Source organism: Pseudomonas sp. RIT623 (genome assembly GCF_004519305.1).
Lineage (GTDB): Bacteria > Pseudomonadota > Gammaproteobacteria > Pseudomonadales > Pseudomonadaceae > Aquipseudomonas.
In genome coordinates this window covers 30,246-47,307 of sequence record NZ_SOZA01000020.1, presented here as the reverse complement: position 1 = coordinate 47,307, position 17,062 = coordinate 30,246, and the positions used below count along the sequence as shown (strand labels likewise).

15 protein-coding genes and 1 pseudogene are annotated in these 17,062 nt (G+C 65.5%); 6 read left to right on the top strand and 10 right to left on the bottom strand.

The genetic code is table 11. The annotated features are described in order from the left end of the window. Window positions 1-61 precede the first annotated feature (61 nt). Window positions 62-1,111, bottom strand: a complete 1,050-nt coding sequence (locus E3U47_RS14965; protein WP_134692346.1) for a hypothetical protein — start codon at window positions 1,109-1,111, stop codon at window positions 62-64. Between the two features lie 633 nt (window positions 1,112-1,744). Here E3U47_RS14965 and E3U47_RS14960 point away from each other — a divergent pair. Next, window positions 1,745-2,740, top strand: coding sequence for an alpha/beta fold hydrolase (locus E3U47_RS14960; RefSeq protein WP_256660284.1), 996 nt, complete (start codon window positions 1,745-1,747; stop codon window positions 2,738-2,740). Between the two features lie 280 nt (window positions 2,741-3,020). Here the strand turns inward: E3U47_RS14960 and E3U47_RS14950 are convergent, their stop codons facing one another. Then, complete coding sequence (locus E3U47_RS14950) at window positions 3,021-4,406, bottom strand: amino acid permease (RefSeq protein ID WP_134692341.1); 1,386 nt, start codon at window positions 4,404-4,406, stop codon at window positions 3,021-3,023. A 427-nt stretch (window positions 4,407-4,833) separates the two neighbouring features. Here E3U47_RS14950 and E3U47_RS14945 point away from each other — a divergent pair, with 427 nt between their 5' ends. Beyond that, window positions 4,834-5,727, top strand: coding sequence for a GNAT family N-acetyltransferase (locus E3U47_RS14945; protein WP_134692339.1), 894 nt, complete (start codon window positions 4,834-4,836; stop codon window positions 5,725-5,727). Between the two features lie 142 nt (window positions 5,728-5,869). Here the strand turns inward: E3U47_RS14945 and E3U47_RS14940 are convergent, their stop codons facing one another. The 4 genes from E3U47_RS14940 to E3U47_RS14925 all read right to left on the bottom strand — a co-directional run bounded on the left by E3U47_RS14940 (window position 5,870) and on the right by E3U47_RS14925 (window position 9,327). Continuing rightward, window positions 5,870-6,880: an NAD(P)-dependent alcohol dehydrogenase gene (locus E3U47_RS14940; RefSeq protein ID WP_134692337.1), complete on the bottom strand. Its 1,011-nt coding sequence runs from the start codon at window positions 6,878-6,880 to the stop codon at window positions 5,870-5,872. Between the two features lie 321 nt (window positions 6,881-7,201). Continuing rightward, complete coding sequence (locus E3U47_RS14935) at window positions 7,202-7,801, bottom strand: HAD family hydrolase (RefSeq protein WP_134692335.1); 600 nt, start codon at window positions 7,799-7,801, stop codon at window positions 7,202-7,204. Continuing rightward, window positions 7,798-8,667, bottom strand: coding sequence for an acyl-CoA thioesterase II (tesB, locus tag E3U47_RS14930; protein WP_134692333.1), 870 nt, complete (start codon window positions 8,665-8,667; stop codon window positions 7,798-7,800). The genes E3U47_RS14935 and tesB overlap by 4 nt, the downstream gene beginning before the upstream one ends. A gap of 90 nt (window positions 8,668-8,757) precedes the next feature. After that, window positions 8,758-9,327, bottom strand: coding sequence for a GNAT family N-acetyltransferase (locus E3U47_RS14925; RefSeq protein WP_134692331.1), 570 nt, complete (start codon window positions 9,325-9,327; stop codon window positions 8,758-8,760). A 259-nt stretch (window positions 9,328-9,586) separates the two neighbouring features. Here E3U47_RS14925 and E3U47_RS14920 point away from each other — a divergent pair. From E3U47_RS14920 to E3U47_RS14910, 3 genes and pseudogenes are all read left to right on the top strand, one after another. After that, window positions 9,587-9,790 (top strand): annotated as a pseudogene (locus E3U47_RS14920) (histidine phosphatase family protein); the annotation flags it as partial. 169 nt (window positions 9,791-9,959) lie between these two features. Next, complete coding sequence (locus E3U47_RS14915; RefSeq protein WP_134692412.1) at window positions 9,960-10,874, top strand: histone deacetylase; 915 nt, start codon at window positions 9,960-9,962, stop codon at window positions 10,872-10,874. Between the two features lie 149 nt (window positions 10,875-11,023). After that, window positions 11,024-12,265: a TIGR03862 family flavoprotein gene (locus tag E3U47_RS14910; protein ID WP_134692329.1), complete on the top strand. Its 1,242-nt coding sequence runs from the start codon at window positions 11,024-11,026 to the stop codon at window positions 12,263-12,265. A gap of 70 nt (window positions 12,266-12,335) precedes the next feature. On the opposite strand, the gene E3U47_RS14905 is transcribed toward E3U47_RS14910, so the two are convergent. Together E3U47_RS14905 and yedA are read right to left on the bottom strand one after the other, a co-directional pair. Beyond that, window positions 12,336-13,667 carry a DEAD/DEAH box helicase gene (locus E3U47_RS14905; RefSeq protein ID WP_134692327.1) on the bottom strand — a complete coding sequence of 444 codons (1,332 nt, stop codon included), beginning with the start codon at window positions 13,665-13,667 and terminating at the stop codon, window positions 12,336-12,338. Between the two features lie 54 nt (window positions 13,668-13,721). Next, window positions 13,722-14,642, bottom strand: a complete 921-nt coding sequence (gene yedA / locus E3U47_RS14900; RefSeq protein WP_134692325.1) for a drug/metabolite exporter YedA — start codon at window positions 14,640-14,642, stop codon at window positions 13,722-13,724. 154 nt (window positions 14,643-14,796) lie between these two features. On the opposite strand from yedA, the gene E3U47_RS14895 reads away from it, so the two are divergent. Continuing rightward, window positions 14,797-15,252, top strand: a complete 456-nt coding sequence (locus tag E3U47_RS14895; RefSeq protein ID WP_134692323.1) for an Lrp/AsnC family transcriptional regulator — start codon at window positions 14,797-14,799, stop codon at window positions 15,250-15,252. Window positions 15,253-15,747: 495 nt separating this feature from the next. Here E3U47_RS14895 and E3U47_RS14885 read toward each other — a convergent pair whose 3' ends face one another. Together E3U47_RS14885 and E3U47_RS14880 are read right to left on the bottom strand one after the other, a co-directional pair. Next, window positions 15,748-16,224: an NYN domain-containing protein gene (locus tag E3U47_RS14885; protein WP_134692319.1), complete on the bottom strand. Its 477-nt coding sequence runs from the start codon at window positions 16,222-16,224 to the stop codon at window positions 15,748-15,750. Window positions 16,225-16,305: 81 nt separating this feature from the next. Continuing rightward, complete coding sequence (locus tag E3U47_RS14880; RefSeq protein WP_134692318.1) at window positions 16,306-17,049, bottom strand: DUF2076 domain-containing protein; 744 nt, start codon at window positions 17,047-17,049, stop codon at window positions 16,306-16,308. Between the last annotated feature and the right edge of the window lie 13 nt (window positions 17,050-17,062).

The following is a 17,062-nucleotide window of genomic DNA, read 5'->3' as shown; positions in this document are numbered from 1 at the left end:
CGTTTGAAGAGCGATCCGAGGGCCTGGCGAATACGTTTGAACATGGTCTTTTCCTCACATGTCATTGCAGATGGTCATGAATGGCCTGCGCCACTACATCGTTTCCAAGGTCGGTAAAGTGCGCGCGGTCGACAAAGAACCATTCATCCGCCGGGCGCGCTTGCAGCGCGTCGACCAAGTTGCTGAACGGGATGCCCAGGGCATGGCAGCCGCTGGCGAGTTTGTCCGCGTACTGGGCAGCCACCGCCGGGTCGGAAATATCACCGTACAAGTGTTGCCAGGTCCCCAGCCGGGAAATACGGTCCAGTTCGTCAAACAACTTCTGTTCTTCGGCGCAAGGCGAACGCACCCAGGTCGCCAAGGGTTGCATGACGAAGGAAAGTTCCGCACCCAGCGACTGCGCCAGGCACTTCCAGGTTTTCAGGCAGTTCAGCGTATCGGCCGTGGCCCGCGCCAGAGTCTGCGCCACAGGTGGCACCGCGGTGGTTTCATTGGGCCACTTGGGAAGTTTTGCCGGCGGCAGCTTCGCCCCGTGCTCCTCGGCGATCTCGTCGAACTTCTCGTAATATTCGCCGCAGAAATAAAACGCTGGCAGTTCACCGCGGACGAACTCTGGCAGCCGCGCCATCACCAGGGTGTTGAAGCCCCCCATGACCACGATCCGGCGGATTTTCGGCAGCCGGTGCATATGCAGCATGAACAGCGTCAGCTCTTGGGTGGCGTTGAAGCAGTGGCCGGCAAAATTCAGCCAGGGGGTGCCTTGCGGGTCATGCGCCGCGAGCCTGCTGACCACCGAGGCGGCATCGCTGGAAGCCCCATAGCCCAAGGCCGGCGACGCGCCGACAAGAATGTTTACCGGGCCATCGGCACAGTCTTGGAGCTGGCCGGCACTGATCGCCCGGCCTTGCTTGTCGTGGGCGAAGCGAAAGCCCAGGCGGTCGGTGTTGATCGACGCCGATTGATAGCCTGCGGCATTGAAGCTCATGACATAGGGCAGGTATTGCGAACGGCCGCGATTGGCGAAGCGGTCGTAATCGAGCATCTGCGGCGTGAGTTTTACGCGCTCGAGCGAAGGATCATCAAGCGCAACGGGTTTGCGACTCTTGAACATGGTCAAGCCACTCCATTGGATTACAATTCATTCCATTAACGGCGTTGTATTTATTGCGGGCAAACAATAGCCGTCAAAGTATCAATCTACTTTTTTCGAGCACCCAGCACTTGGCAACCCTACCCCAGCGGGCACGGCATACTAAGTTTCAGGCACAATGCGGCCCCACGTCTTTTGTGAAAAGTCAGTGGTCGCGCGATAAATGGGCAGGATTAACTAAAAGGCAGGGTGTGGCGAAAAGGAGGCGTGGTGAGCGGCTATCCGTGCAAGGAAATCCATACTGGAAGCAGTTGTTTTTATTTTCAGGTGCTGCCAAAGACATCCAAGCATTATCATTATCCCTTGTTATATTTTCTTCGGTTCCAACCGAAGCGACGCTCAGGCCACAGATTTTTGAGGAGCCCGCGGCAGCTGTCAATACGTGCAAAGTCGCATTTCATCGATTAAATGAAAAGTTCACGTTCAGTGCACAGGCATAACCACCCAAATGAATAACATTGCGCTTGCGAAGCACACCATTGATTAGCTAAAGCGCTCATGTAACATTCAGATGACATCACGCCAGCGGCAAAAGCATCAGTTCGCCACTACGCCTGGCCGTGATGCTTGGCCCTTGCAAAGGAGTCCGCCAGGATGCGCGTCAGTTGCACCGTAAAAACCTGGAGCATGGCTCTGCTACTGACCTTGTTCAGCAACGTCACCCTGGCGGCGGTGCAAGTGCTGCAGCTTGGCCGGGCCCAGCCCTACGATTTGCTTGCCTACAGCAATGCCGACCAGCTCCGGCCCGAGCTGGCCGAACGTGCCGTGGTGATTGTCCATGGCGTGCGCCGTAATGCCCTGGACTACTACGCTGGCGCGCAGCAGCTGTTGGCCAACGCCGGGCTTGGCGGCCCCGCCGTCTTGCTGATCGCGCCCAATTTCCTCAGCGCCGACGATTCGCCTGCCACCGACGCCATGCCGCTATGGCCCAAGGACCGGTGGATGCAAGGCAGCGAATCGAGCGCCGGTCGCCGCGGCATCGCCACCTTCAGCGTGCTCGACGACCTGCTGGCCTACCTGGCCGACAGCAGGCGCTTCCCGCGTCTCAAGGAAGTCGTGCTGATCGGCCACTCGGCCGGTGCCCAGCTCATGCAGCGCTACGCCGTGCTGGGCAAGGCGGTCGCGGGCCTGCCGGTGCGCTATGTGATTTCCAGCCCATCCTCGTACCTGTACCTGGACGCCAATCGGCCAACGCCCACGGGCTTCGCGCCGCTGCCGGGCAAGCATTGCCCGGGCTACAACCAGTATCGCTATGGCCTCGAGCAGCCTCCCGCCTACCTGGTCAGCCAAGGCCTGGACGCCAAACAGTTGTTTCGCCGCTATGCGGCGCGCAACGTGACCTACCTGGTGGGCGAACGCGATACCCATGCCACCAGCCGCATCATGGACCACAGCTGTGGCGCCGAGGCGCAGGGGCGCGACCGCGTCGAGCGCCAGCTCGGCTATCTGCGTTACGAGAGGTTTGTGTCGCGCGCCTGGGCTGTCGACATCGCTCATCGGCAGTTCGTGGTGCCCGGGGTCGGGCACAATGCCGCGCAGCTGCTGGCCAGCCCGCAGGTGGCTAGCTGGCTGTTTCCCAGCGAGCGTTAGGGGCCAGATAGCAGGCCCCACCTGCGGCCCCGGTCCGCAGGAGCCAGCTTGCTGGCGACGCAGTGCCTGGCACCGGCTACGCCGGTGTTCGCCGGCAAAGCCGGCTCCTACGCAGAGCAACTGCCCGTGCCCTGTAGGAGCCAGCTTGCTGGCGAACCATGCAACACGGTGGATAGCACCGGCTGTGCCGGTGTTCGCCGGCAAGCCGGCTCCTACGCAGAGTGCAGCCTACTTTGCCCTGTAGCAGACAACGCGGTGGATGGCACCGGCGCCTACAGGGTCATGCTTGGGCTGCCACGCTACGGCCGTGGCCGCGGCTGGTGACGATGCCGAGGAACGAAATCAAAATCGCCAGGCTCAAGGTGGCGGTCACCTCGGCGCGGTGCTCCTCGGTGAACATCATCACCGCCAAGGCGCCGCTGATGAACAGGATCACCGCCCAGGTCAGGTAGGGGAACAGCCACATGCGAAACTTCAGGTTGGCGTTCTCGCGCTCCAGGCGCCCACGCATGCGCAACTGCGAAATGGCGATCACCAGGTACACCAGCAAGGCGATGGCGCCGGAACTGGCCAGCAAAAACTCGAACACGCCCTTGGGCGCGAAGTAGTTGAGGATGGCGATGGCCGCGCCGATCAGCGTGCTGCCGAACACCGCCGCGCGCGGTACGCCGACCTTTGAGGTGTGCTTGAGCATGGCCGGGGCGTCACCGCGCTTGGCCAGCGAATACATCATCCGCGAGGCGATGTAGATCGATGAGTTCATGCAACTGGTCACCGCGATCAGCACCACGAAGTCGACCATCAACGCGGCGTTGGAAATGTTCATGATTTCCAGCGCCCGCTGGTACGAACCCACCACGGCCAACTGCGGATCGTTCCACGGCACCACCGAAATGATCACGAAGATCGACAGGATGTAGAAGGTGCTGATGCGCCAGATCACCGAGCGGGTGGCCTTGGCGATGTTGCGCGCCGGGTCGCTGGACTCGGACGCCGCGATGGTCACCGCCTCGGTGCCGATGAAGCTGAACATCACGGTGATGAACGCCCCCACCACCGCCGACCAGCCCTTGGGCGCGAAGCCGCCGTGCTCCTCCATCAGGCTGCTCAGGCCGCTGACCTCGCGCGCGGGCAGCCAGCCCATCAAGGCGGCGAAGCCCAGGCCGATGAAGCCGAGGATCGCGGTGACCTTGAGGATGGCGAACCAGAACTCGAACTCGCCGTACTTGGCCACGCTGAACAGGTTGGTGCAGGCCAGCAGCAACACCGAGCCCAGGGCGAAGATCCAGCTGTCCACCTGGGGGAACCAGGCATTGAGCACATGCCCGGCGGCCAGCGCCTCGATGGGGATCACCAGCACCCAGAACCACCAGTACAACCAGCCGATGGTGTAGCCGGCCCAGCGGCCGATGGCCTGGTCGGCATAGGTGGAAAACGAACCGGTATCGGGGTGGGCCACGGCCATTTCGCCGAGCATGCGCATCACCAGCACCACCAGGGTGCCGGCCACGAAATAGGAAAGAATGGTGGCGGGCCCGGCGGCCGCGATAGCGTGGCCGGAGCCGACGAAAAGTCCGGCACCGATGATGCCGGCGATCGACAGCATCGTTACATGACGTGGCTTGAAACCTTGTGCAAGGTTGCCATCAGTTCCCACGGTGTTCATTGATATTGTTCTCTTTTTGCGGACACAAGGACGGGATGGGCAGGCGTAGGCGAAACAGTATCTCCTTGAAAAGCAATAAGAATGACACGTCGCTCACGCTCTGTTGTTGACCTTGTTCACGCTTTCACAGAGCAACGCACCGGCGATTTCGGGGTTCATTTAAGCCCCCCGGGCGGTGGGAAAATTGTTCGAGAACGTCCCGTAGGTGCGCGATCACGACACCCCATGCCCGATCGCGGCAGATGTCGCGTTCGGCTTGTCCATTTGCGTCAATCCGCGTCGCGCCAGGGATTCCCCCGTCAAGAATGGCTGGCGATGAGCACGCTGCCGGCACTGTCTCGGGGCAAGCCCGCCGCACAAAGCCTTACAGTTTTGCAAACGCGCGGCAGGTAACGTTCATCCCACTTCACCAACAGCAAGGGATGCCATGACCGTCATTCTCGATGACCCCAGCCTGCGCCTGGTCGAGCACTACCGCGACGACCCGCACCTGCGCGGCGCACTCAATGCCCTGACCCAACAGACCTACGGCTTCGATTTCGAAGCCTGGTACCAGGCCGGCTTCTGGCCGGACGACCACCAGCCTTGCTCGCTGGTGCGCCAGGGCCAGATGCTGGCCAACGCCTCGAGCAACCGACTCGACTTCAGCCTCGACGGCCAGCACCTGCGCACCGTGCAGATCGGCACGGTGATGACCGCACCCGAGGCCCAAGGCAATGGCTACAGCCGCTACCTGATGGAGCGCCTGGTGTCGCGCTGGGCCAAGCGCTGCGACCTGCTGTACCTGTTTGCCAACAGCACGGTGCTGGAGCTGTACCCGAAGTTCGGCTTTCGCCGGGTGGTCGAGCACGAGCATTACCTGCCGTGGTCGGCCTCCCCGCGTGCCAGCAGCTTCAAACCGGTTGACCTCGATGCCAGCGATCAACGCCGCCATTTCATGGCAACGGTCGCCAGCAGTTGTCCACAGGCACGTTTGAGCCTGCAGCCGCATGTGTCGCAGACCATGTTCTATTGCCAGGGCCCGTACCGCGAGGCGCTGCACTATTCGACGGCGCATGACGCCTATGTGGTGGTGGAGCACGAGCAAGGCCGGATGCTGCTGGCCGAGGTGTACTGCGCACGGCCGGTCGCGTTGCTGGAGATTGTCGGGGAGTTGGTCCGCGGCGAGACCCGCGAGGTGGTGCTGGGCTTCACGCCGTTGCAGGGCGAAGGGTTCGCCACCCGGCTTGTGGATAACGACGATGCGTTGTTCGTCTGGGGTTCGACCGCCACCGCCCTGCAAGCGCAGCCGCTGATGTTCCCACTGCTCTCACATACCTGAAGCGCTCCTCTTGTAGGCGCCAGCCTTGCTGGCGAACCAGGCGCCGCGGTGTCTGCCACCCGCCGCGCCGGTGTTCGCGGCCCGCTCCTGCAGGGATTGCGCCAGCGAGGACCATGAGATCACCCGCAAGCCATCTGCTGCATCACCAGGTCAGGCAAATCTTGCCGAAATGCCGGTTGCTCTCCTGGTAGCGGAACGCCTCGACGATCTGCTCCAGTTCAAAGTGCTTGTCCACCACCGGCCGCAGGCCATTGGCGTCGATGGCGCGGACCATCGCCTGCTGTTGCGCGCGGCTGCCCACCAGTACCCCTTGCAGGCGGATCTGCCGCACCAGCGCCTGGACCAACGGCAACTGTCCGGCGACACCGGTAAGGATGCCGATCAACGACACATGCCCACCGATGCGCGCGGCGATCATCGATTGCTCCAGAGTGGCCGGGCCGCCGACTTCGATCACATGGTCCACGCCACGTCCAGCAGTGAGCTCACGCACTTTCTCGCCCCATGCCGGCGTGGTCTTGTAGTTGATCAGGTGGTCCGCGCCAAGAGCCTTGAGGCGCTCGAGCTTGGCATCGCTGGACGAAGTGGCGATCACCGTGGCGCCGGCCAGCTTGGCGAACTGCAAGGCGAAGATAGACACGCCACCGGTGCCCTGCACCAGCACGCTGTCACCCGGCTTGAGGTGGTCATCGCTCATCAGCGCGCGCCAGGCCGTGAGCCCGGCGGTGGTCAGGGTCGCCGACTCGGCATGGCTGTAGCCCTTGGGCGCATGGGTGAACGAGGTGGCGCGGGCGGTCACCTGCTCGCGGGCGTAGCCGTCGATGCCATCGCCCGGCACGCTGGCGAAGCCTTCGACCTGGGCCTGGCCGTCGAGCCAGTCGGGGAAGAAGGTGCTGACCACCGCATCGCCGACCTGGAACTCGCTGACACCGGCGCCCACCGCGATGACCTCGCCGGCACCATCGGCCATGGGGATACGGCGCTCGCTCGGCCCCCACATGCCGCTGACCACGGCAAAGTCATGGTAATTGAGGGAACTGGCGTGCAGGCGCACGGTGATTTCGCCGGCCTTGGGCGCGACGGCCTCGCAGGTGCCGACCTGGACCTTGTCGTAGCCGCCGCCGGGTTGGATGTAGATGGCTTTGCTGCTCATGAGAGGCGTCTCCATCGGGGGAAAGGTGCAGTGCAGCTTAGACAGGTCTCCAGCCTGGTGTGCGCCCATCGCCAATGGCGAACCGGCACGGTCCCTGTAGGAGCGGCTTTAGCCGCGAACACCGGCATAGCCGGTGCCATCCTCCGCGTCGCCTGGTTCGCCAGCAAGGCTGGCTCCTACGGGTATTGCAGGCCGTAAGCGTTGTGAACACCGGCGCAGCCGGTGCCATCCTCCGCGTCGCCTGGTTCGCCAGCAAGCTGGCTCCTACGGGTATTGCAGGCCGTAACCGTTGCGAACACCGGCGCCAGGAAAAATCCAGTGTCACTGAGCGTCCAGCAGCAACGCCTTCAACGCCCGGCAATCCGGCGCATGCCAATCGACCAATTGCGGCCAGGGGTTGTCCGGCAGGTTCACCAGCACGGTGCGGGTGCCAGCGGCGCGGCCGCAATCGAGGTCGAAGCGGTAGTCGCCGACCATCACCATCTCGCCAGGCGCCACGCCCCAGGCCCGGGCGATCTGCAGCAGCCCATCCGGGCTGGGCTTGGGCGCGGCCTCGTCACGCCCAAGAATCTGCTCGACCGGGAAGCAGTCGGCCAGGCCGATGGCTTGCAGGGTCACATGGGCCAACTCGCGGGCGTTACGGGTGAGGATCGCCAGCCGGCAATCGCGCGCGGCCAACTCACGCACCAGCTCCACCGCCCCGACCGCGGCCTGCGAGGCCAGCGCCAGGTCGCGCTCGTGCTCCAACAGCCAAGCGTGCTTGGCCGCCGCTTCATCTGCCGGCAACGCGGCCAGGTGGGTGAGGATATCGTGCGTGGCCGGGATGCCCAGCGCCTCGCGAATGGCCGCGAAATCATGCACGGCCACGGTCAGGGTGCCGTCCATGTCGAACACCCAGTGGCGGATCTCGCCCAGGCTCATGCCCAGTCCTGGCGATGGCGGATCAAGCCTTCCTGGGTGGACGAGGCCACCAACTGGCCGGCGCGGTTGAAGATGCTGCCACGGCAGAAGCCACGGGCATTGCCTGCCCAGGGGCTGTCGGTGGCGTACAGCAACCATTCGTCGGCGCGCAGGTCGCGGTGGAACCACAGCGAGTGGTCGAGGCTGGCGATCTGCATGTCCTTCTGCCACACCGAGCGGCCATGGGGCAGCAGCGAGGTGGTCAGCAAGCCGAAGTCCGAGGCGTAGGCCAGCAGGTACTTGTGCAGCGCGGGGATGTCCGGGAGCGTGCCGTCGGCACGGAACCAGGCGTACTTGACCGGGTCGCCCGGCTTGGGGTCGAACGGGTCGCGCTCGGTCACCGGGCGGATCTCGATGGGCTTGGCGCACAGCACTTTCTCGCGGATGCGTTCGGGCAGCTTGTCGGCCAGCTTGTGGGCCAGCTCGACCTCGCTGGGCAGGTTCTCCGGGCCGACCACCTCGGGCATTTGCGCCTGGTGCTCGAAACCCTCCTCGTCGTACTGGAACGACGCGCTGCAGGTGAAGATCGGCTGGCCCTTCTGGATCGCCGTCACCCGCCGGGTGCTGAAACTGCCGCCATCGCGCACGCGGTCCACCGAGTAGACCACCGGCATGCTGGCATCGCCTGGGCGCAGGAAATAGCCATGCAGCGAATGTACATGGCGCGCGTCCTCGACCGTCTGGCTGGCCGCCGACAACGACTGGCCGAGCACCTGGCCACCGTACAGCTGGCGAAAGCCCAGGTCCTGGCTGCGTCCGCGGAACAGGTTCTCCTCGATGGACTCGAGGCTCAGCAAATCGACCAGATCGTCGAGTACATGGCTCATGGGCATCTCCTGGCAAGGCGTCACGGTGCTGTTATGTCGGCAAATGATACAAGGTTTGTCATTCAACCCGTCGAGTGAATACCCGTGCATTCAACCGCGCAGGTTCTGTTGCCAGCGCGCTCGGTCGATGCGATACAGCACATGGGCACGCAATGGATCGCCAACCGCCAGGCGCGGATGCTCGAAGCTGCCGTCCAGGTCCTGGACCATGCCGATGGCCTGCATGACTTTCTGCGAGGGCACGTTGTTTTCGCTGGTGAACGACACCACCTCGTCCAGCTGCAACTGGGCGAAGGCACAGCGCAGGCAGGCCCACGCCGCCTCGCTGGCAAAGCCCAGGCCCCAGTGGCGCCGGGCCAAGCGCCAGCCGATCTCCACGGCCGGGGCGAACGCTGCGTCGAAGCTGACGTTGAGCAGCCCGGTCATGCCGATGAAGGCGCCGCTGTCCTTGCGCTCCAGCGCCCACAAGCCAAAGCCGTATTCGTTGAAGTGGCCACGGATGCGGCCGATCAATGCGGCAGCCTCCACCCGGTTCATCGGCGCGGGGAAATAGCGCATCACCTGCGGATCAGCGCACAGCGCGGCGAATTCGCTCAGGTCGTCGTCCTGCCATTGGCGCAACACCAGGCGCGGGCTTTCCAGTTCGAGGATGGGGGGCATCGCGGGGCTCCAGAATCGCAGTGCGCCAGTGTACAGCGTAGGCCGATCCGCGCGCCCGTACCCAGTGCGATGCTTTTTTCACATCGGCTTCACCGCCCTCCGACAGCCGGCTGCGCAGAATGCTGGCAGACACAGCGGCCACCGTCGACGCCGCACTGCCATCGGAGTGACGCATGCTGCCCAGCAACACCTTGCCCAACCCGGCCATCCTGGCCCGCCCCCGGCGCCGCTGTTCGCCCATGCCCCTCGGCGCCGCCTGCGGCCTGGGCACAATTTGCTGCTGGTGACCCACAACGGCTGCATCGACCATTTCGCCCGCGTGCAGCATGTTCCTGGTGGCGAGCGTGCCAGCGGCTATGCCAGCGCGCTGTTCGTCTCGGTGGATGGTAGCGGCAAGGCGCGCATCCTCGGGCGCCTGAACGAGCCAGACTGGCAGCGGGTGCTGGCCTCCAGCAGCCGCTGAGCCCACACCCCCTGTAGGAGCCAGCTTGCTGGCGAACCCGTCGGCGCGGCGGGTGGCACCGGCTGTGCCACTGTTCGCCGGCAAGCCGACACCAGCCACGCTCGATTGCATTGGCATCGGCGCCAGCAATACTGGCAAGATCGGCACTCGCCCCCACCGCGCCGACACCATGCCCCTGCCGCTGATCTACCACGACGACTACAGCCCTGAATTTCCCCCTGACCATCGCTTCCCGATGGCCAAGTTCCGCCTGCTGCGCGATCACCTGGTGGACAGTGGCCTGACCAGCGACGAGGCCCTGCTGCGTCCTGAAATCTGCCCCAATGACATCCTCGCCCTGGCCCATGACCGCGACTACATCGAGCGCTACATGAATGGCGAGCTGTCCCGCGAGGACCAGCGCCGCCTGGGCCTGCCCTGGAGCGAAGCCCTGGCCCGACGCACCGTGCGCGCGGTCGGCGGCTCGCTGCTGGCCGCCGAGCAGGCGTTGCAGCACGGCATCGCCTGCCACCTGGCCGGCGGCACCCACCATGCCCATTACGATCACCCCGCCGGTTTTTGCATCTTCAACGACCTGGCGGTGATCAGCCAGTACCTGCTGCAGGCCGGGCGGGTGCAGCGGGTGCTGATCTTCGACTGCGACGTGCACCAGGGCGACGGCACCGCGCGCATCCTCCATGACACCCCCGAGGCGATCACCGTGTCGCTGCACTGCGAGCAGAACTTCCCGGCGCGCAAGGCCCAGAGCGACTGGGACATCCCCCTGCCGCGCGGCATGAACGACCAGGCCTACCTCAAGGTGGTGGAAGACGCGCTGAACTACCTGCTGCCGCTGTACCAGCCCGACCTGGTGCTGTACGACGCCGGGGTCGACGTGCACCAGGACGACGCCCTGGGTTACCTGCAGCTGACCGACGCGGGCCTGGCCGCCCGCGACGAGCACGTGCTGCGCCAGTGCCTGGGCCGCGACATCCCGGTGGTGGGGGTGATCGGCGGTGGCTACAGCAAGGACCGCCTCGCCCTGGCCCGGCGCCACGGCATCCTCCATCACAGCGCCGCGCGGGTCATCGGTTGTTCACAATGACTGTGGAACCGCCTGTGGATAACCTGCGGGAAAGCCGCGCCAGCCCTTTAACTGCGTGAGCTGCAAAGGGTTGCTCATTTTTTGAGCAGTACCTGGGCAGGGCGCGCTGGGGTAGAATGCGCGCTCTTTTCCACAGCCTGTCGCCCACCATGAACGATCCCCGCCCCAGTTCCCGTCCCCTTGTCGCCGTGATCGGTGGCGGCCCTGCCGGCCTGATGGCCGCCGAGGCCCTGGCCCGACGCGGGGTGGCGGTCGAGGTGTTCGACGCCATGCCCTCGGTGGGTCGCAAGTTCCTGCTGGCCGGGGTCGGCGGCATGAACATCACCCATTCCGAGCCCTACCCCGCCTTCGTCGGCCGCTACGCCGAACGCCAGGGCGACATCGACGCGCTGCTGCGCGGCTTCGACGCCGAGGCCCTGCGCCAGTGGATTCACGGCCTGGGCATCGAAACCTTCGTCGGTACCTCGGGCCGGGTGTTCCCCCGCGACATGAAGGCCGCGCCGCTGCTGCGCGCCTGGCTCAAGCGCCTGCGCGAGGCCGGGGTGGTTATCCACACCCGTCACCGCTGGTTGGGCTGGAACGCCGATGGCACCTTGCGGATCGCTTATCCACAGGGTGAGTTGCAACTGCGCGCCGACGCCGTGGTGTTGGCCATGGGCGGTGGCAGCTGGGCGCGCCTGGGTTCGGACGGCGCCTGGGTGGCGCTGCTGGCCGAGCGCGGTGTGGATATCTCGCCGTTGCAGGCGAGCAACTGCGGCTTCGAGGTGGCGGGCTGGAGCGACCTGCTCAAGAGTAAGTTCGCCGGCGCGCCGCTGAAGAACATTGCCCTGGCCATGCCAGGCGTCGCGCCGCGCAAGGGTGAATTCATCCTCACCGCCCAGGGCGTGGAAGGCAGCCTGGTGTATGCATGGTCCGCGCCCCTGCGCGAGGCGATCAATCGTGACGGACAGGCCACCCTGCTACTCGACCTGCTACCGGACCGGCCTGTGGACAAGATCGCCCAGGCCCTGGCCAAGCCCCGGGGTTCGCGATCGATGGCCAAGCACCTGCACGGTCAGCTGGGTATCGACGGGGTGAAGGCTGCGCTGTTGCGCGAACTCACCGACCCCGCGACCTTTGCCGAGCCGCAGCGGCTGGCGGCGGCGCTCAAGGCATTGCCGATCACCCTGGTGCGCGCGCGGCCGCTGGACGAAGCGATCAGCAGCGCCGGGGGCGTGCGTTTCGAAGAGTTGGACCCGGGCTTGATGCTGACGGGCTTGCCTGGGGTGTTCTGCGCCGGCGAGATGCTGGACTGGGAGGCGCCAACCGGCGGGTACCTGCTGACGGCGTGTTTCGCCAGTGGTTTGCGCGCGGGAAATGCCGCGGCGGATTGGCTGATGCGCCCGGCGTAAGTCCCTGTTCGCCAGCAAGGCTGGCTCCTACGCAGTCACCTGCAGGAGCCGGCCTTGCCGGCGAAGCGCTTCAGGGCTTGCGCTTGCCCGGCTTCGCGCCGAAGCTCGGGACCTTGCGCACGGCCTTCACCGGCGGCTGCGCGGCGCCAGCCTCGGCGCTGTCCATCCAACGCCCCAGGCCGCGCTTGGCGCTGTTCTCCTTGGGCTTTTTCGGCTTCTTCGGTTTCTTCACCACCTGGCCGCTAGCGTCGATCTGCGGCACCCGGTGGTCGGGGATGAAGTCCGGCTCTTCATGGCGTGGCAACTGCTGGCGAATCAGCGTCTCGATCGAGGCCAGCAGGTTCACCTCATCGGCGCACACCAGCGAGATCGCCTCGCCCTTGTTGCCGGCACGGCCAGTGCGGCCGATACGGTGCACATAGTCCTCGGCGACAATCGGCAGGTCGAGGTTGACCACCAGCGGCAGGTCGTCGATGTCCAGGCCGCGGGCAGCGACATCGGTGGCCACCAGTACCTGGACTTCACGGGCCTTGAAGCTGTCCAGCGCACGCTGGCGGGTCGCTTGCGGGCGATCGCCGTGGATGCCGTCGGCATTCACGCCCTCGGCCAGCAGGCGCTCGACCAGTTGGTCCACGCCATTGCGGGTCTTGGCGAACACCAGCACCTGCTTCCAGCGCTGCTTGCGCAGCAGGTGGCAGAACAGGTCGGCCTTGCGTTTTTTATCCACAGGCACCAGCCACTGCTTGACCGTGCTGGCGGTGGTGTTGCGCGGGCTGACCTCGATGCTCAGCGGGTCGTTCAGGGCCAGGCCGGCGAGCAGGCGGATCTGCTCGGAGAAGGTGGCGGAAAACAGCAGCGTCTGGCGCTTGCGCGGCAGCGCGGCGTACACCGCCTGCAACTCTTCGGCGAAGCCCAGGTCGAGCATGCGGTCGGCTTCGTCGAGCACCAGGGTCTGCACCTGGCCGAACTTGATGGCGTTCTGCCGGAACAGGTCGAGCAACCGCCCTGGGGTGGCCACCAGCAGGTCGACACCACGGCGCAGGCGCATCATCTGCGGGTTGATGCTGACCCCGCCGTACACCGCATAGGTGGACAGCGGCAGGTTCTCGGCATACTCGCGCACATTGGCGTGCACCTGTTCGGCCAGCTCGCGGGTCGGCACCAGCACCAGCGCGCGGATCGAATTGCTGGCCACCTTCTCCCCTTCCAGGGCCAGGCGCTGCAACACCGGCAGGGCGAAGCCGGCGGTCTTGCCGGTACCGGTCTGGGCCGCGGCCATCAGGTCGCGGCCGGCGAGCACGGCGGGAATGGCCTTGGCCTGGACCGGGGTGGGGGTGGTGTAGTCCAGCGTCTGCAGGGTGCGCAGCAGCGGTTCGATCAGGCCGAGTTGGGCGAAGTTCATGGCAATACCGTCAGGGGTTCAGCGAAGGCGGCAAGTTTACCGCAACGTCCCTGCCTACTTGCACATTTCGCCTTTCAACGCTGCCGGCGGCTGCGGCGCCTTGCGCCATTGCGGCAGGCCGATCAGCACCACCGCGCCGATGATCACCGCCATGGCCACGCACTCTTCGGCGCCGATCTGCTCGCCGGCGAACAGAATCCCCAGCAGCACCGCCACCGCCGGGTTGACGTAGGCGTAGCTGGTGGCCGCCGCCGGGCGTACGTGCTTGAGCAGGTACATGTACGAGCTGAACGCCAGGATCGAGCCGAACAACACCAGGTAGGCCAGCGCGCCCCAACCGGCGGCGGTGGGCATCTGGGTCAGGCGCTCGCCGCTCACCGCGCTGCCGATCAGCAATGCGGCGCCACCCACCAGCATTTCTGCGGCGCTGGCCATGGCGCCCTGGGGCAGTGGCAGGCTCTTGCTCCACACCGAACCAAAGGCCCAGGCCGCCGCGGCGAACAGGATCAGCGCCGCGCCCATGGGGCTGGCCTGCAGGTTGGAGCCCATGTTGAGCATGCCGATGCCGACCAGGCCGAGGACGATCCCCGCCCACTCCAGGCGTGAGTTGCGATGGCCGAAGAACAGCCCGAACACCAGGGTGAACAGCGGCACGGTGGCCACCGCCAGGGCGGCCACGCCCGAGGCCACCCCGGCGTGCTCGGCCAGGGTCACGCCACCGTTGCCGCAACTGAGCAGCAAGAAGCCAATGGCCCCGGCCGCACGCCATTGCGGCCAGGTCGGTGCCGGCGCCCCGCGCCAGCGCAAAAAGCCATAGAGCAGGCTGCCGGCAATGACGAAGCGTACCCCGGCCATCAGCATCGGCGGCCAGGACTCCACGCCGATGCGAATGAATAGGTAGGTCGAGCCCCAGACCAGGTACAGGGCTAGGAAGGCACCGATGAGCAACAGCGGGAAGCGACGAGAGGCTGGCATGACGAAGGGCTCGAAATCCGTTTACGGGTGACTTAGTTTAGAAAGGGTCGCCGCCAAACTTAAGTTACAAAACAGCTTTAAAACACCGAAATACTTTGTAATGGATGGTTGTGCGCACGCTTTCCCATCGATTGCAAAGTCACCAGGAATCGCCATGGACAAATACGACCGCATGCTCCTCGCCGCCCTGCTGAAAAACGGCCGGGCCACCTACGCGCAGCTGGCGCGCCAGGTCAACCTGTCTGCCCCGGCGGTGGCCGAGCGGGTGGCCAAGCTTGAGGCCAGCGGGGTGATCAGCGGCTACACGGCCAAGGTCGACCTGGAGAAGATCGGCCTGCCGATCCAGTGCGTGATCGAACTGCGCCTGACCAGCCATGGCAACCAGCAGGCCTACGAGGCATTGGAGAAGATCCCCGAGCTCACCGAGTGCCACCGGGTCACCGGCGACCCCTGTGTGATCATGCAGGCGGCGGTGGCGTCGATGGGCGAGCTGGAAGCCTTGATCAACCGCGTGTCGCAACTGGGCTTCAGCAAGACCTCGATCATCCTGTCGAGCGCGGTGCAGCGGCGGGTGCCGCTAGGGCATCTGGACAGCAAATCGAGCCGATAGGCGGTGCCGCCGATGGTGATATCGCGGCGCCTGGTTCGCCAGCAAGCTGGCTCCTACAGGACCGAGACGGCCGGCAAAACCCGTAGGAGCCGGCTTGCCGGCGAACACCGGCATCGCCGGTGCCAGCCACCGCGGCGCCTGGTTCGCCAGCAAGCTGGCTCCTACAGGACCGAGCCGACCGGCAAACCCGTAGGAGCCGGCTTGCCGGCGAACACCGGCATCGCCGGTGCCAACCTCCGCGGTGCCTGGTTCGCCAGCAAGCTGGCTCCTACAGGACCGAGCCGACCGGCAAACCCGTAGGAGCCGGCTTGCCGACGAACACCGGCATCGCCGGTGCCAGCCTCCGCCGCGCCTGGTTCGTCAGCAAGCTGGCTCCTACAGGACCGAGACGGCCGGCAAACCCGTAGGAGCCGGCTTGCCGGCGAACACCGGCATCGCCGGTGCCAGCCACCGCGGCGCCTGGCTCGCCAGCAAAGCTGGCTCCTACACAGGGGGTCAGCGCAGCAGCAGCTTGCCCTCGATCGGCACATAGCGACTGGCCGCGCGAATCACCGACAACGCCGTCAACCCCGGCACGCCGTACACCACGGTTTCCACGCCATGGCGCTGCATCGCCCGCTCCAGCAGCAGGTCGAAGTCACCGTCGCCGGAAGCCAGTACCACCTGATCGACCCGCGCCGCTGCCTCGATCACATCCAGGGTGATGCCGACGTCCCAGTCGCCCTTGGCCGAACCGTCGGCACGCTGGATATAGGGTTTGAGGCGCACCTCGAAGCCGAGGTTGCGCAAGATCTGCTGGAACTGTTGCTGCTTGCTGTCGCCACGGTCGATGGCATAGGCCAGCGCCTCGACGATCTGCCCTTCGCGGCTGACCTCGGCCCACAGCGCGGCATAGTTGAAGTGGCAGCCATGGCCCTGGCGAACCGTGTAGTAGAGGTTCTGCACGTCGGCGAACAACGCGATTTTCTTCACCTGGGGCTCTCTCTGGCAGTGGAGCAGTATCGCCGGGCAAGCCACTGCCCCGCGATCTGGACCGGCAGTATGCCAGAGCCCTCAGACGTAGTCGTCGTCGGCGAAGAAGCCGCCGCCGTCGCCACTGTAGTCGCTGTCGGCGAAACCGCCCTGGTCATTGCCCCAGCCACCGTTGTCGGCCACCTGGCGCTGGCTGTCCTGATCGCTCCAGCCGCCCTGGTCGCTGGCCGGTGCCGGCTCTTCCTTGATCACCTCGACTACCTCCTCAGGCTGCGAATGGTGGTTGAACAGGCTGCTGATGCCCTGGGCCAGCAACACGCCACCGGCCACGCCTGCGGCGGTCTGCATGGCGCCGCCGAGAAAGCTGCTGGCCCCGCCGCGCGCCGGGGCGGGCGCCGCGCCGAACCCTTGTGCCGCGGCTGGCGGGGCATAGGCCTGGGGCGCCGGGTCACGCCAACCACCGCCGGCGGATGACGTCGGCGCCACCGCGCGCTGCGGCTCTGGCGCTGGGCTGCGGGTGCCGGCACCGAAGATGCTCGAAAGGAAACCGCCACCGCCACTGGGGCTGTTGGCGCGGGTCGCCTCGAGCTGGGCACGGGCCTGCTTGAGCTCGGCCTCGAGCTGCTTGTTCTGTTCGTCCAGGCGCTTGATCGCCGCTTCCTGCACCAGGATCGCCTGGGCCATGTAGTAAGGCGCGGCCGGCTGCTCGCGCAGGTGCTCCTCGATCCGCGCCTGGGCCTGGGCATCGCGCGGCTGGGCCGGATCCTCGGCGTGCTTGAGACGGCCGAACAGGCCATCGATCAGGGTTTGTTCTTCAGTGTTCATCGGGGCGACCTCA

Bases quoted from the DNA above. Each gene is read 5' to 3' on its own strand.
- E3U47_RS14965 (WP_134692346.1), bottom strand. From the start codon at position 1,111: ATGTTCAAGAGTCGCAAACCCGTTGCGCTTGATGATCCTTCGCTCGAG.
- yedA (WP_134692325.1), bottom strand. From the start codon at position 14,642: ATGCCAGCCTCTCGTCGCTTCCCGCTGTTGCTCATCGGTGCCTTCCTA.
- E3U47_RS14935 (WP_134692335.1), bottom strand. From the start codon at position 7,801: ATGAGCCTGGGCGAGATCCGCCACTGGGTGTTCGACATGGACGGCACC.
- E3U47_RS14910 (WP_134692329.1), top strand. From the start codon at position 11,024: ATGAACGATCCCCGCCCCAGTTCCCGTCCCCTTGTCGCCGTGATCGGT.
- E3U47_RS14940 (WP_134692337.1), bottom strand. From the start codon at position 6,880: ATGAGCAGCAAAGCCATCTACATCCAACCCGGCGGCGGCTACGACAAG.
- E3U47_RS14905 (WP_134692327.1), bottom strand. From the start codon at position 13,667: ATGAACTTCGCCCAACTCGGCCTGATCGAACCGCTGCTGCGCACCCTG.
- tesB (WP_134692333.1), bottom strand. From the start codon at position 8,667: ATGAGCCATGTACTCGACGATCTGGTCGATTTGCTGAGCCTCGAGTCC.
- E3U47_RS14880 (WP_134692318.1), bottom strand. From the start codon at position 17,049: ATGAACACTGAAGAACAAACCCTGATCGATGGCCTGTTCGGCCGTCTC.
- E3U47_RS14895 (WP_134692323.1), top strand. From the start codon at position 14,797: ATGGACAAATACGACCGCATGCTCCTCGCCGCCCTGCTGAAAAACGGC.
- E3U47_RS14925 (WP_134692331.1), bottom strand. From the start codon at position 9,327: ATGCCCCCCATCCTCGAACTGGAAAGCCCGCGCCTGGTGTTGCGCCAA.
- E3U47_RS14950 (WP_134692341.1), bottom strand. From the start codon at position 4,406: ATGAACACCGTGGGAACTGATGGCAACCTTGCACAAGGTTTCAAGCCA.
- E3U47_RS14960 (WP_256660284.1), top strand. From the start codon at position 1,745: ATGCGCGTCAGTTGCACCGTAAAAACCTGGAGCATGGCTCTGCTACTG.
- E3U47_RS14945 (WP_134692339.1), top strand. From the start codon at position 4,834: ATGACCGTCATTCTCGATGACCCCAGCCTGCGCCTGGTCGAGCACTAC.
- E3U47_RS14915 (WP_134692412.1), top strand. From the start codon at position 9,960: ATGCCCCTGCCGCTGATCTACCACGACGACTACAGCCCTGAATTTCCC.